The sequence below is a fragment of the Noviherbaspirillum malthae genome (assembly GCF_015352985.1).
GTDB lineage: Bacteria > Pseudomonadota > Gammaproteobacteria > Burkholderiales > Burkholderiaceae_D > Noviherbaspirillum > Noviherbaspirillum malthae.
In genome coordinates this window covers 1-12,278 of the sequence record NZ_JACYXF010000116.1, presented here as the reverse complement: position 1 = coordinate 12,278, position 12,278 = coordinate 1, and the positions used below count along the sequence as shown (strand labels likewise).

The window sequence follows — 12,278 nt, the reverse complement described above, 5'->3', positions numbered from 1 at the left end:
TATGCCGTCGGCGGCGGGTCGGTTTTACCTCAGCACTCTCTTCCATGATGTACACGTGTCCATTTCGTTCGTTGGTGGACACGATCCTCGCCGATCAGCGCGTTTCGATTCAAGGTGCCTTCGCCGAGCGCTTACCAATGGATGGCCTTTTTGTTGACACTGGCGTCAATGGGCGTGGCGCTCTGCCGTGTCTTGAGTGGTTATGACCCCACGGCAGCGAGCGCGTTTGCCGCCGCGTTTGCGCTATGCATTCAGACCCTGGTGAAGAGATAGAGCAGGGAAGCTGATTCAACGGAAAACAAAAGGCCCCGCAAGGGGCCTTTTGTTATTCGCCTCTGGCCAGCGCGTAGCCCGACGGCTGCAAGAGCAAGGCTGCGCCTCTCCTCACCAGTTCGACATGGTTGTCGTCGAGCAGTCGTTGCAGCGCCGCTTCGAAATAGCCGCCCCGGTAAAGGCCTATCAGTTCGATGAACTGGTGAATACTTGTTTGGTGGCCTGGTGCTATATCGAGTTCGAAGAAATGGAAAAGGATCGCGTCATACGCCTCATTGACGCGGCCGGGATGCAAATGGTCATTCATGGTCATGCTCCTAAACGGTTGATTTGTTATGTCCACCAGTAGGGAAGGTGTGTTCTTCATGCTTGCGACACCGACCTGTTCCAAGCGGACGTGCTCAAATTAGGAATCGCATTTACCAGACGCGCATTTTTTGAAGACTCTCACCATTGAATTTATTAATTGATTTTCGTATTCAATATATTTTTTCATGCGCAAGCGATGGCGTCTTCTCCCCCTGTTCAAGATGGATGATGGTTCGACGACTCAGGTCGGTACCTTCAGCCAGCTGGGCTTGTGTCAGACCAAGCTGTTATCGCCGCTGGATAATGTTGTCGGTAATTTTATTTGCACGCATGTGCAAAGTTTTAACTTTCCTCATTGAACTATTTCAATCCGTACATATCTTCTGGATATGCCGATCACGGAAAGCGCCGCTCGCGACGTTTCCCAGGGTTGGTCGAGCGGTCTATGACGTCGGTCTCCAAAACCGTTGACGGGAAACCGTCCGCGGATTCGAATCCCGCACCCTCCGGAAAAGCCCCTTCATAACTATCTGTTTCCTCGGATAGCTATGAAGGGGCTTTTCCGGTTTACGGCTCGACCAAATCTCAATGGATTATTTTGTATTGAAGGATTGCGCTAGGCATTGAGACCGAGTCATCCGCCGCACTTCGGCAATGAAATTGCGAGCTGCGCGCCTGTCGCTTGGCGTGGACGGCACGGTCAGCGTCTTGCCTGAAGGCGAACGCATCCGTCCATGCTTGGTTCCGTGCCAAAAACACCATCCTTTTCCCATCAGCTGATGAACATAGCGATCGATCTGCTTGTCTTTGCAGTAACGCATCAGTCGTCCCAGAGAGAGCCAAACAGGGTTGGATAATCCATTGCATTGATGGCCGCGATGGTGTCCGCCGATAAGGAAAGGTCCGGCTCAAAAGGCGGGGGATCAGGATCTTCCGCGTCATTCTCAGGGAAGTACCGGATCGGCATGCCGCGCGAATAGCACTCATACCACTTTCGGGCAGCAATTGCCTCGACAAATTCCTCGCGGTGTTTTTGACGCCAGGGCGCCAAGACCAGCTTTCCATCCGGCGTACGCCAGACCAGGTCCACTTCAATCTCAAGCACTTCCTCCCGCCATCCCATCTTGTATATGACTGGACGAACCGGCTCCACCGTCAACGCGATCCCGGACGAAGTCGTCTTCGCGCGAACTCGACCAGCGTCTATGCCGTCGAGGTAATCAGTCATCGACCATTTGAAATCGGCCTGCAGTTGTTCGAAGATCCTGGCCCCCAGCGCTACCCGCTTAAGTATCGTTCCTTGGTAGAAGCGCACCAGCGGAAAGTAGACGTATGGGTGGATGGGATAATCGTCGCCTTCAATCGACACGATTTCAGCGTTGTCCAACGCCAGTCGCTTGAGTCTTTTCCAGACGTACCGATGGAGCATGTCGGTTAACTCAATTTTGGCAAAAGTGTCCCCATTACGTGCCAATGGGAAGAACCGGCAAGCAGTGCCGGCTTGATAGACGACATCCTGTCTTCGGTCCGGCAAATACTCGAAATAATGGATTTCGAACACAAATGCCTGATCCTCCTTACGCAAAACAATCTTCCGGCCACGCGGGGCATACCATTCCAGCAATTGTTCGATCGGACTTTTGAAGTCGATAGGAGGCCGGTTGACGAGGTAACGCATTGCCCCTCCCTCAATAGCTGTCCAAAAAGGAACATAGTGGGGTATTCCGTCCGGCGCCGGCGCTTCATCGTAAAGCCATTGCTCGGGCAGGAAACCATCCATCTCTTCCGTAGTGACCGAACCCATCATGTCTGCAATCGTGATGCCCAATTCAGTAGCGAGTTTATGAGCTGTCGCCCAAGTGGTATTTTTTCCCGCCTTGATGCGATGAACGGTTTTGCTAGTCATTCCATTCAATAACTGCTTGATAGGGATACCCGAACGCGCAATCTGGAGCTTGACCTTGTCTGGGTTCAGTTGAATAGCCTCTCTCGGCATGCTGAAATCCTTTCAGTGAAACTGCCGCAATCCTATCTAAGGTTGCGGCAGTTTTTCTCTTACTTCTTGCTGGAATTGGCTGACACGACACCGTTGTTGACATTGATTGCCGCAGCGCGCTGGGCCCGCGCCGGGAAGCTGCCGGCCTGTACCGTGCCCGCTGTCTTCATGGCACGGCTTTGAATTGCCGATGCCCTAGTGGGCGTCATTGCGCCCTTTCCTGTGCCACCTTTACCGCTACCTTTTCCGGCCATGTTGCCTCCTATTTGAGAGTCTGAATGGGAGTGGCACATTCGCTCGATGTCAGGAACGCTTGTCGCCACGGCCTCAACAATAGTATGAGCGATAACGAAAGTCATGTCCCTAGATGGGACATATAGGGACATGAAACCGGACGCCGCAGGAGTACATGGATTCAGAGTGATGCAAGGCGCTATTTCGCTCCCTGTCTGCCGAAAATTGGCGCGGTGTCTTCCCACATCCAATCTTCGAGCGCTTGGGCCGCAACATCGCTCAAGCCCAGTTCTTTCAGCGGTCAGTATTCGATCTCCACCGTCTCGACCCAGAGCGCCTGCGGCACCCACATCGACAGGTGCATAGCGAAGGTATTCTTGCTCAGCGGCCCCAAGTGTTGACGCAGGCGGCTGGACAGTTTGTCGGACCTGCCGACATACAAGCAGGTCTTGCCGCTTTCCCAGCCGATTAGGCGTGCCATATCGTATGCGTGCTTGAGTTTGGTGCCGGGGTTGGCTTGCCGATGACTAACGCTATCGGCCACACGCCTAGCCTGTTCAGCGGATGCCATCTCCCACAGCTGCGCGGCCATATCGGCACCACAATTGATGCGATAGATGGCTGCAATGTTCGACGGCCAGTCATTCCCATACGCGTCGGTATTGCGCAGACCAGCGGCGGCGACCTTTTGAAGGGTGATTGACACCCGGCGTGTAAGCGGCATGGCGGCGTCGCGCAATTCTCCCGCAATGGCCACAAGCCTGTCTGCCGCCCGCACTGGATATTGCGCCTCATGGGTTGAGTCGCTTGCGAGGGCAACCGTGGCAAGGCGCGCTTTGCCACGTGCGTATTCTGACATGTCGGTCTTCTCCTAGTATCGGATACCAGATTGGTATCTGGTAGCTATCCTTCAGCTATTGGATCCAATCAGGTATTCAGTGATTGCTTTAGCAGCCGCAGCGCACGCCCAAGCCATCGTTCTTACCGCGCTACTTATTCCGGCAACATGATTTCACGCCCCGACCACACCGCAAGATATTGGCATGCTGTATTGACCAAGACCCGCATACGTTTTCGCCCGTGGCTATAAAACCTTGCGTACCCGGTCGGCTAGCACATCGTTATGGCGTTAGGACCGAGCACGGTGACGGCGACGATATCCATTGGTTTCTTTTTTTGAAACCATTCCCGCAATGCTACTCCACCCATAATGCGCGGGGTTCCATTCGTGTTGGCGGTCCGATTTATCTTTGCATGCACGACCAGTTTTTCCGTGCCACAGTGGATTGTGACGTTCGCTTGGTCGCCAGCGAAGTAGTTCGAATAGGGGACTCCGACATTGAAAAAACCCGTGCGGTAATAGGTCTCCTGAAGCGTCAGCGGAAAGCTTTTGGCACTCGATATCGCGTTCGCTTCCAATTGTGCTTCCTTGCTATTGTCCGGCGGGTTCGACTCCTCAGGCGTTTCGATCACAGCGCTGGATCGCCCCCCATTCCATGTGGGGTTGAGAACGCTGATGATGCTATCCTCCAGCGCGGCAGCCAGATTCAGATGGAACGCGCCATACCGCAGCAGCCCGGTATCAGCCAGCGCCAGGATGTCAACCGAACTTCCGCGCTTCAGAATGTCCAGAATGGATTCGTGGTTGCGCCAGTTTGTTCGCTGGCTGCCATTGGGTCTTTGGTAGCCAAGCATCCGTCTCTGCAGGGTCTGGGTGGTTTTGCCAACGTACTTCACAGTCTCATTGCTGATGAACGCGTAAAGCACGTTCTGGCGTTCGGCCAGGTGGTTCAGTTCAAGGCCAAGCTGCTCGCCATCGAGAAACCATCGTCCGCACAATTCAAAGCCGATTTCGTAGAGTCTTTGCATGTGGATTCCTTGTTTTGTTTGGCTCGCCATTGAGCACCGCGACAAAAAACCGCTACCGCGAACTAAGTCAAAACAGCAAGCCCGGCGGCGCTTCCCGATCTTCAATGCCTGACTTTTTTGATGCGCGGCGCCACGGTAATGACGCGCCCGTCATCACCCACCACCGCGTAATAGTCAAGGAACTCCTCGATCGCGCGGGACATCCGGCCGGCGTAAGCCAATACCTTGCGGCGCGCAGCCTTGTCGAAATAATAGGTGGTCGCATCCTTGCCGGCGCGCTCAACAGCGCCATGCGTTTGTAGCAGGTCGATGATGATGGGAGGAATGCCGCGTTGTTGTTGGCGGCTCTTCGCGTGTTTTGTCAGATCCATGACTTCTCCTTCGCTTATGGGTTGCTTGGCTCTTTTGTTTCCCGCTTCTCCTGTTGCAAAACCTTTTGCTTCAGCATGGCCATGCCATTCTCGAATTCGGCCCTTCTGCGCTGTTCATACAATGCGTATCCGGCGCGAACAAAGGCCTCTGCGTCCAATTCATAGGCGTGGGCGAGGCGCATGTAGACCTCCTCATCGAAATAGAAACCCTTGTCCTCCTCGAGGTCCTGGAGGTCTCCTTTCAGACTGGCGCTCAGTCCCGCCGATGCAAGCGCCTCGACGATCGACAGGCCGGCGAGCTCCCTGCGTCCCTTCAAATATTTGCCCAGGTCGCCCGTGGATTTGAAGCCAACGGTGGCGATGTCCCGATCCACTTCCGGATCAAAAAACTCCGTTGGCTTAAACCCGCGGCGCCCTGCAAGCCACGCTCGGGCGTCCGCTGCGCGAACATACGTGCCATTACCCTCATTGAATGTTTTCAAAGGGTTCCTGGTGTTTGGATTGGCGGCGTTGCGCACGCTTTTCTCATCCATGTCCGCGAGCAGCGCGACCTCACTCAAGCTCAGCACGCCCTTGTACACTTGACCGTCGGACATGGGCGTGGAAACAACTTCGCCCTTGTTGTCATCGAGGCGGAAGCGAGCGTTGGCCAGTTTTGCGACGTAGAGCGCGCGGTCCACTTTGCATTCATTCACAGCGTCCATGTGATCGAACGCCTGCATGGCGCGAAGGACGAGATAGATGTCATTAAACTGCCCCTCCCATTCCGAACGGACGCGGCGCCTGGCTTCAATGGCGTAGTCATACAATTCGCTCATGACGGCGAACAGGCTGTATTTATCGGTATCAATTTCCTCAACAGACAGATAACAACCAAAAGGCCGGGCTTCGGGATCCAGACCGAGCATGTTCCGCGCGGCGTTGCTATAAAGGGCTGCTCCTTCGATGTTGCTAGCGAAGTTAAGGAGCGCGGTCTTAAGCTCGTCCAGGAGTGCGTGCTTGGTGAATTTTTCCATATTCCCTTGGTGTGTCATTGTTGGAATAACCAAAGCATAGCCATCGATGACGCACTTGTCAATGATATACGTGTGGAATGAATGGAATATTACATTGGAAAGCTGAATTACTATTGATAACGTGTTTTATCAATAGTGAAGTGGCGACCACAGATAACGACCGACGTCGCATCCAAAGTCAGCCCTGGATCAGATCAATCAAGGATTTGCTGTAGCCGTTCATAGGCCGTGGTAACGGACATTTCATCAGCTGAGGTCAGCTACAAATAGGATAGCAAGTGGACGTTCCAATCGTCTAGTAGGGCTTAGCAATAAATAAGTTGATCAGATTCTTCTGGGCTTCTTGGACGTGGGCTAATCGTATAATTCCACGGCGGGCGAATGGCATGCGGCTCGATGCGTAAGGACCGCATTTGGTCGTTCGAGACGCGCTCACCCAGTTCATTGCCACCCCGCTTAAGGATTGCCTTGACCCGTAATCCGGTGCGTGTCTCGGTCCCTTCGATGTATTTCATCATCGTGTCGAACGTCCGCAGCGGCACTCCCGCCCAATTCATGCTGATATGGCTGAACAAGCGATGCTCGATCGGATTCCATTTGGAGCAACCCGGCGGATAATGGCACACCGTAATCGGCAGTACCGCAATATCACTGAGTTCCTGAAGCTGTGCTTTCCATACGCGTGATCGATAGCTGTTTGAGCCACCTGCATCGGCGAGGATCAATAAGCGATGCGCGTTACGATAGCATTTCTGTCCTTCGAAGAACCACCAGTCGCCAATCGCCTCAACCGCAAAGCGTGGCGTGTCAAAGCAATCGCCAACGCAGACAAAGCCCTGATTGGCATTGACTTCATAGACGCCATAGGGGACCGCCTGGCCAATCGCATCTTGTGGCCAGTCATGTACCAGCACAGGCTCCGCCACCTTGCGCCAAGTTCTCCCCGCGTTTTTAAAGTCGCCAATTAGCTCTTTTTTTCGTGTCTACACTGATGACGGGATCCCCCGTGGTGCCAAAGTCCTCGCGCTGTTCATTGATATGGTCAAACTGCTCATGGCGCTGGACCACAGAAGCGCCTCGGACTTCGGTACGCCGCGCATTGACCTTCGGAGAATACTTCAGCTTGCGCAGCAGTTTTGAAACGGTCGGACGGCTGACAGCATGCCCCTTTTTCTTCAGTGCTGCGCTCAGGTGCTGTAATGAACTGCGCTTGGCCTTGGGACGCCGCCCCATGGGATCGCCCGCCGTTTCCAACGCCAGCACGGTTTCCAGGGCTTGCTCTAATTCGGGATCGCGCTCCTGCGCGGTAGGCCTGCCTCCGCCTGGCACGCGCAAATGGAAATCCGGGCAACCGGCCAGATCTGCCTCAAGTTCACGACGCCCCCGCAAAATGGTGGTCGGACTCATGCCGGTGATTTGCGCCAGCAACTGCTTGCCGCCATGGCCGACACGCAGGGCTTCCAACGCCACGAACCAGCGCCGCTGTGGCTCATTGAGCCGGCTGAGAAAGAGGTTAATGTAATGATGAAAGGCTTGATCCGGATGCCGCGCTGGTGATTGGCAAAGCGGGCATTCGCAATGATGTACAGGCGAATGAGTCATGGCGGTCTCCTTCGCGAAACCAGTGACATGAATTCTATTGTGCACCTGTCACCGCCAAATCACCATCTTGTTTTTTAACAAGCCCTAGGTGGCGATTGGGATGGACACCGGGAATGTCACATCGGCGGAGACTTCCTGTTGGCCTATAAGCTTGATGACAGCGGCAAAACCGGTTTGATTGTCTTCGTGCGCACAGGCACACATGCCGAGTTGTTTGAGTAACGCAATTTTGCCTGATTAGCAACGAAGCTCCGCTGGCTCACGTGGTGAGCGAGTAGGGCCTTGAAAATAGGCGCATTTTCTTGAGGAGGCGTGGGAATCAACCGAGTACAAATGCAAGCAGGAATGTCGATGCCGGAGTTTCAGAAGCGCTATGGAACCGAGGACCAATGCGAAGCGGTCGTGATGGCGATGCGCTGGCCGGAAGGCTACCGCTGCCCGGTTTGCTCCGACGATTGCAGGAACGCGCGCGGCGGGTCTTCTTGATCATGCTCTGTTCCGATTACCGTAAATCGACTGATGCGCTCGATTACGACTCTCTACGAGAAATGGTCAAGAAGAGTGGTTTGCCGCTTCGCGCGGCATGGAAACGAACAGGCTGCACGGCAGTTGGTCGATGAGGAATGGCCTACCGATCCGCGCCACCAGCGATCAAGGGCTGAGCGGCGGTGGTGCCCAACAATAACGAGGTCGGCTTCGACCTTGCCAGCGAAGGCGCCAATGGCCTCGGCCGGATCTTCCCACATACTGATGGAGCCGGCGGCGTCCAATCCCGCCTCGCGCAGGCGTGCGAGGCCTTTCTCGAGGACGGCGCTGAAGTAGGCCCGGTCTTTTTCCGACAGGTCTTCAGACAGCGGGCCGGCGGCCAGGATGTAGGGGACAGTGGCGGCACGACCGCGAGCAAGTGACAGCGAGCGTTGAAGCGGCTTGCAAGTGCGATCCCCTCCTCGAGCGCATCCCGGCACTCGGCGCTGCGATCATAGGCGAAAACGATAGTCTCAAACATGCGCATTGTCCTCCGATAGCGTTACAAGTATGTCGGCGATTTAGCAGGCGCTTACAGTCGCACATTCGGCAGTGCTGCCGTTACTCCATCGCCGCGTGCACCTCGTTCACTGCAGCTTTCTTCGGCGATGCCCGCAACAGAATTATCAGCGGGATGGCGGCCAAAGTGATCCACATCATCAGCCGGAAGTCCTGCAAATAGGCCAGCGTGGCGGCCTGGCGCGTCACCTCGCCGTTGATTGCCGTGAGCCCCTGAGGCGTGCTCAGGTTGTAGGCGCCGGCCTCAACCGCCTGCCTCAGCGCCAGATTGAAGGGATTGATGTAGTCGGCGAACGCGGCATGATTGGCCTGCGTGCGTTGCGCCAGGTAGGTCATCACCACCGAGATGCCGATGCTGCTGCCGATGTTGCGCATCAGGCTGAACAGCGCCGTGCCCTCAGTGCGGTAATGCGGCGCCAGGGTAGCGAAGGTGATGGTGGATAGCGGCACGAAGATAAACCCCAGCCCCACCCCCTGTGTAATGCCTGTCTTTACGATGTCCCAGCCGTCGATATCCGTGTTGAAATTGGTCATCTCCCACAGGGACAGGCTGGTCAGCATGAGGCCCAGTAAAATCATGTAGCGCACGTCCACCTTGCCGGATAACTTACCCACGGCGATCATGGCGATCATGGTGCCCACGCCGCGCGGGGCCAGCAGAAAGCCGACATTGATCACAGGGTAGCCCAGCAGGCCTTGCATGAACGGTGGCAGCAAGGCCATGGTGGCGAGCAGGATGACGCCCACAATGAAGATGAACAGCAGGCCGACGCTGAAGTTGCGGTCCTTGAACAGCCCGGGTTCGATGAACGGATGCTCGTGCGTGAACATGTGAACGATGAAGAGATAGAGCGCCAGGCCGGAGAGCATGGCCTCGATCACCACTTCCGGGTTGGTAAACCAGTCGAGCGATTCGCCGCGATCCAGCATCATCTGCAGCGCGCCGATACCGAGGCTCAGCAGCGCGAAGCCGAGCAGGTCGAAGCGTCGCGTGCGGTCGATCGGCGTTTCACGCACGAACGCTGCCAGTCCGAGCCAGGCCAGCACACCAAACGGCAGGTTGATATAGAACACCCAGCGCCAGTTGTAATACTCGGTTAGCCAGCCGCCGAGCGAGGGGCCGAGAATCGGCCCCACCATCACGCCCACGCCCCACATCGCCATCGCCGATCCATGGCGCTCGCGCGGATAGGTATCGAGGAGCACAGACTGCGACAGCGGCACGAGGCTCGCGCCGAATACCCCTTGCAGCAGACGAAACAGCACAATCTGGTTCAGGCTTTGCGCCGCGCCGCACAGCATCGAGGCCACCGTAAAGCCGACCACCGACCACATGAAAACGCGCTTGCGTCCGCAGCGCGCCGAGAGGAAACCGGTCAGGGGCATGAAGATCGCCGCCGCCACGATGTAGGAGGTCAGTACCCAGGTAATCTGATCCTGGGTCGCGCCCATAGTCCCCTGCATGTGCGGCAGCGCAACGTTGGCGATCGTGGTGTCCAAAGCCTGCATGATGGTCGCCAGCATGACCGACCCGGTGACCAAGCCACGATGTGCGCTTTCCGGGTTTGCGGCTGTGGCGGCAGTCATTGCTTGATCTCAGAGCGAGAAACCGAGCACGCGACGGCGATGGCCGGTGTCGATTTCCACGATGGTGCTCAGCCCTGCGCGTAGTTGCGGCATGGTCGGAGCGGCTTCGATCTTGATCCGCACGGGCACCCTTTGCGCGATCTTGACCCAGTTGCCGGTGGCATTCTGTGCCGGGATAACCGAGAACTCCGCCCCTGTGGCGGGACTCAGGCTTTCCACCACGCCCTTCCATGCCGCATCGGGGTAGGTATCGACACGGATGGTGACCGGTTGGCCCGGATGAACGTAGGTGAGATCGGTCTCGGTGAAATTGGCATCGACCCACAAGTTGCCGCTGACCACCAAGGCCAACGCTATGGAACCGGCGGCGACATACTGCCCAGGCTTGGGTGGCTTGCTCACGATGCCGGGCAGCGGGGCGCGTACCTCGGCCCGCGCCAGATCAAGCTTGGCTTGCTCCAGTTCAGCCAGCGCGACGCGATAGCTTGGGTGGCGCTCCACTGGTGAATCGACACTGCCGCCCAAGGTTTCCGCAATGCGCTTCAGGTCCTGGTCCAATACGCTGATTTGCTGCTCGGCGAGGTCGGTGCTTTGCTTCGCATCGTCGAACTTGGAAGCGGAAATGAAATTCCTGGCCACCAAATCGGCTTGGCGTCGCTGGTCTTTCTGGGAGAAGGCGTATTTGGTTCGCGCCAGCGCGATTTCCGCCTGTTTCTCGCGGTAACTCGCTTTAAGCGCTGCCAGATCGGTGCGCACCTGCGCCAATTTGGCTTCGGCTTTGGCTACGGCTACCTGAAACGGCGCAGGATCGAGCCGGAACAACGGCTGGCCGGCATTGACGGATTGGTTTTCATCAACCAGCACATCCGTGACCGTGCCGGACACCTCGGCGCTGACGGGAACCTTGTCCGCCTTGATATAAGCATTGTCGGTTTCGACGTAGCGCCCGCCCTTGAGGTACACAACTCCGACTGCAAGCGCGGCGATCAATGGAACCACAACCAGCAGGATCAGCCGTTTCAAGCGGCGCTTGGGTGGTCGTACAACTTCGGCGATGGTTGTTTCGTTGTCGATCAATGCATTGCTCATGAACGGGTGACTCCAGGAATAGCGTTGTTTCGCGGGTTGTCACCGCGAGCCAAGGTTGTCGCGCATCTTGCGCAGTGCGACGAAGAGCATGGCGGCTTGTTGTTTGTTGAGATCGCGCAGGGCATCGACCTGGATCGCCGCAGCGACCTGCGTGATTGCGGCCAGCTGGGAAGCGGCGGCAGGCGTCAAGAACATCTGATATGCCCGCCGATCTGCGGGATCGGCGCGACGTTCGACCAATCCGGCATCCGCCAGTTGATCGACTAACCGGGCGAGCGTGATGGGTTGCACTTCCAACATTTCCGCCAAATCGACTTGGCGAACACCTTCATGGCGAGACAGGTAAACGAGCGCCCGAGCCTGCGCCAGGGTAAGAGAACTCCCTTCAAGGCGCCGCCGAAAGCTCTGCCGAAACAGGCGAAAGACGTCCGCCAGAAGAAAACCGAGACTGTCACGCTCCATGTCCAAGCACCGAAATAGTAAGCATTGCTTATTATATATTGAGCACTTTGTGGCACGCAAGGCGAGCGTCGGCGCAACCGGAATTCGGCGCTGAGCCTGAAGCGCCAGCTTGGCGTCTCCTACCCGACCGCTTGGTTGGTCAAGTACAAGCTGATGACGGCCATAGCCGATCGACAATGCCGTGTTGGGCGGCGAACGCCCTGGCCGGCGCGGCGTTTCGAGGCCGAACAAGCAGTCCTTCGTGGCGGCGGTGTCGACGACCGCCGAAACGGCCGCCCACGCTACGCAAAGATCACGGCTGGAGTTGCCCCTATTAAATCGGACACCCTGCGGCTAATTGGGCGCGGATGAATTCCCGTGGGGACTTCATTTTTAAGCCCTTGTGCGGGTGCGACTCATTGTAATCGTCGAACCAGCGATCCAGTT

15 protein-coding genes, 1 tRNA gene and 5 pseudogenes are annotated in these 12,278 nt (G+C 56.5%); 6 read left to right on the top strand and 15 right to left on the bottom strand.

Features of this window, described 5'->3' with window-relative positions; all coding sequences use genetic code 11:
- Positions 1 to 206: hypothetical protein (locus tag IGW03_RS38540; protein ID WP_228536312.1), on the top strand; the 206-nt coding region annotated here is incomplete at its 5' end.
- A gap of 119 nt (positions 207 to 325) precedes the next feature.
- On the opposite strand, the gene IGW03_RS36135 is transcribed toward IGW03_RS38540, so the two are convergent.
- Both IGW03_RS36135 and IGW03_RS39205 read right to left on the bottom strand, forming a co-directional pair.
- Entirely contained in the window at positions 326 to 580 is a 255-nt protein-coding gene (locus IGW03_RS36135; RefSeq protein ID WP_194727216.1) for a hypothetical protein, read from the bottom strand.
- A 172-nt stretch (positions 581 to 752) separates the two neighbouring features.
- Positions 753 to 860 carry a helix-turn-helix transcriptional regulator gene (locus IGW03_RS39205; protein ID WP_194727220.1) on the bottom strand — a complete coding sequence of 36 codons (108 nt, stop codon included), beginning with the start codon at positions 858 to 860 and terminating at the stop codon, positions 753 to 755.
- A 148-nt stretch (positions 861 to 1,008) separates the two neighbouring features.
- On the opposite strand from IGW03_RS39205, the gene IGW03_RS36125 reads away from it, so the two are divergent.
- Positions 1,009 to 1,091, top strand: a tRNA-Trp gene (locus tag IGW03_RS36125).
- Positions 1,092 to 1,402: 311 nt separating this feature from the next.
- Here IGW03_RS36125 and IGW03_RS36120 read toward each other — a convergent pair.
- From IGW03_RS36120 to IGW03_RS38535, 7 genes and pseudogenes are all read right to left on the bottom strand, one after another.
- Positions 1,403 to 2,578 carry a hypothetical protein gene (locus tag IGW03_RS36120; RefSeq protein ID WP_194727215.1) on the bottom strand — a complete coding sequence of 392 codons (1,176 nt, stop codon included), beginning with the start codon at positions 2,576 to 2,578 and terminating at the stop codon, positions 1,403 to 1,405.
- A 59-nt stretch (positions 2,579 to 2,637) separates the two neighbouring features.
- Positions 2,638 to 2,787: a hypothetical protein gene (locus IGW03_RS36115; RefSeq protein WP_194727214.1), complete on the bottom strand. Its 150-nt coding sequence runs from the start codon at positions 2,785 to 2,787 to the stop codon at positions 2,638 to 2,640.
- A gap of 326 nt (positions 2,788 to 3,113) precedes the next feature.
- Complete coding sequence (locus IGW03_RS36110; RefSeq protein WP_194727213.1) at positions 3,114 to 3,671, bottom strand: hypothetical protein; 558 nt, start codon at positions 3,669 to 3,671, stop codon at positions 3,114 to 3,116.
- 251 nt (positions 3,672 to 3,922) lie between these two features.
- The gene (locus IGW03_RS36105) at positions 3,923 to 4,681 is read right to left on the bottom strand and encodes a GIY-YIG nuclease family protein (RefSeq protein WP_194727212.1); all 759 of its coding nucleotides are present in this window, start codon (positions 4,679 to 4,681) and stop codon (positions 3,923 to 3,925) included.
- Between the two features lie 101 nt (positions 4,682 to 4,782).
- Positions 4,783 to 5,052 carry a hypothetical protein gene (locus tag IGW03_RS36100; protein ID WP_228536311.1) on the bottom strand — a complete coding sequence of 90 codons (270 nt, stop codon included), beginning with the start codon at positions 5,050 to 5,052 and terminating at the stop codon, positions 4,783 to 4,785.
- 14 nt (positions 5,053 to 5,066) lie between these two features.
- Positions 5,067 to 6,068, bottom strand: a complete 1,002-nt coding sequence (locus IGW03_RS36095; RefSeq protein WP_194727211.1) for a helix-turn-helix domain-containing protein — start codon at positions 6,066 to 6,068, stop codon at positions 5,067 to 5,069.
- 305 nt (positions 6,069 to 6,373) lie between these two features.
- Positions 6,374 to 7,301, bottom strand: a pseudogene (locus IGW03_RS38535) (ISAzo13 family transposase).
- A gap of 462 nt (positions 7,302 to 7,763) precedes the next feature.
- On the opposite strand from IGW03_RS38535, the pseudogene IGW03_RS36080 reads away from it, so the two are divergent.
- Positions 7,764 to 7,892, top strand: a pseudogene (locus IGW03_RS36080) (type II toxin-antitoxin system mRNA interferase toxin, RelE/StbE family); the annotation flags it as partial.
- A 111-nt stretch (positions 7,893 to 8,003) separates the two neighbouring features.
- Positions 8,004 to 8,126: pseudogene (locus IGW03_RS36075) on the top strand (transposase); the annotation flags it as partial.
- 83 nt (positions 8,127 to 8,209) lie between these two features.
- On the opposite strand, the gene IGW03_RS39200 reads toward IGW03_RS36075, so the two are convergent.
- Positions 8,210 to 8,455: a universal stress protein gene (locus IGW03_RS39200; RefSeq protein WP_369122967.1), complete on the bottom strand. Its 246-nt coding sequence runs from the start codon at positions 8,453 to 8,455 to the stop codon at positions 8,210 to 8,212.
- Here IGW03_RS39200 and IGW03_RS36070 point away from each other — a divergent pair.
- Positions 8,342 to 8,578 (top strand): hypothetical protein, encoded by a 237-nt coding sequence (locus IGW03_RS36070; protein WP_194727221.1) that lies wholly within the window; start codon positions 8,342 to 8,344, stop codon positions 8,576 to 8,578. The two genes, IGW03_RS39200 and IGW03_RS36070, sit on opposite strands and share 114 nt — an antisense overlap.
- A gap of 8 nt (positions 8,579 to 8,586) precedes the next feature.
- Here IGW03_RS36070 and IGW03_RS39195 read toward each other — a convergent pair.
- From IGW03_RS39195 to IGW03_RS36050, 4 genes and pseudogenes are all read right to left on the bottom strand, one after another.
- Positions 8,587 to 8,676 (bottom strand): annotated as a pseudogene (locus IGW03_RS39195) (hypothetical protein); the annotation flags it as partial.
- An 80-nt stretch (positions 8,677 to 8,756) separates the two neighbouring features.
- Complete coding sequence (locus IGW03_RS36060; protein ID WP_194727209.1) at positions 8,757 to 10,301, bottom strand: DHA2 family efflux MFS transporter permease subunit; 1,545 nt, start codon at positions 10,299 to 10,301, stop codon at positions 8,757 to 8,759.
- 9 nt (positions 10,302 to 10,310) lie between these two features.
- The gene (locus IGW03_RS36055) at positions 10,311 to 11,390 is read right to left on the bottom strand and encodes an HlyD family secretion protein (protein ID WP_057292182.1); all 1,080 of its coding nucleotides are present in this window, start codon (positions 11,388 to 11,390) and stop codon (positions 10,311 to 10,313) included.
- A gap of 39 nt (positions 11,391 to 11,429) precedes the next feature.
- Positions 11,430 to 11,852, bottom strand: a complete 423-nt coding sequence (locus IGW03_RS36050) for a MarR family winged helix-turn-helix transcriptional regulator (protein ID WP_228536310.1) — start codon at positions 11,850 to 11,852, stop codon at positions 11,430 to 11,432.
- Positions 11,853 to 11,936: 84 nt separating this feature from the next.
- On the opposite strand from IGW03_RS36050, the pseudogene IGW03_RS38530 reads away from it, so the two are divergent.
- Positions 11,937 to 12,108, top strand: a pseudogene (locus IGW03_RS38530) (IS1595-like element ISCARN94 family transposase); the annotation flags it as partial.
- A gap of 57 nt (positions 12,109 to 12,165) precedes the next feature.
- Here the strand turns inward: IGW03_RS38530 and IGW03_RS36045 are convergent.
- The coding region (locus IGW03_RS36045) for an integrase core domain-containing protein (RefSeq protein WP_194726863.1) at positions 12,166 to 12,278 on the bottom strand (113 nt) is incomplete at its 5' end.

Bases quoted from the DNA above. Each gene is read 5' to 3' on its own strand.
- IGW03_RS36135 (WP_194727216.1), bottom strand. From the start codon at position 580: ATGAATGACCATTTGCATCCCGGCCGCGTCAATGAGGCGTATGACGCG.
- IGW03_RS36120 (WP_194727215.1), bottom strand. From the start codon at position 2,578: ATGCCGAGAGAGGCTATTCAACTGAACCCAGACAAGGTCAAGCTCCAG.
- IGW03_RS36115 (WP_194727214.1), bottom strand. From the start codon at position 2,787: ATGACGCCCACTAGGGCATCGGCAATTCAAAGCCGTGCCATGAAGACA.
- IGW03_RS36110 (WP_194727213.1), bottom strand. From the start codon at position 3,671: ATGTCAGAATACGCACGTGGCAAAGCGCGCCTTGCCACGGTTGCCCTC.
- IGW03_RS36105 (WP_194727212.1), bottom strand. From the start codon at position 4,681: ATGCAAAGACTCTACGAAATCGGCTTTGAATTGTGCGGACGATGGTTT.
- IGW03_RS36100 (WP_228536311.1), bottom strand. From the start codon at position 5,052: ATGGATCTGACAAAACACGCGAAGAGCCGCCAACAACAACGCGGCATT.
- IGW03_RS36095 (WP_194727211.1), bottom strand. From the start codon at position 6,068: ATGGAAAAATTCACCAAGCACGCACTCCTGGACGAGCTTAAGACCGCG.
- IGW03_RS36060 (WP_194727209.1), bottom strand. From the start codon at position 10,301: ATGACTGCCGCCACAGCCGCAAACCCGGAAAGCGCACATCGTGGCTTG.
- IGW03_RS36055 (WP_057292182.1), bottom strand. From the start codon at position 11,390: ATGAGCAATGCATTGATCGACAACGAAACAACCATCGCCGAAGTTGTA.
- IGW03_RS36050 (WP_228536310.1), bottom strand. From the start codon at position 11,852: ATGGAGCGTGACAGTCTCGGTTTTCTTCTGGCGGACGTCTTTCGCCTG.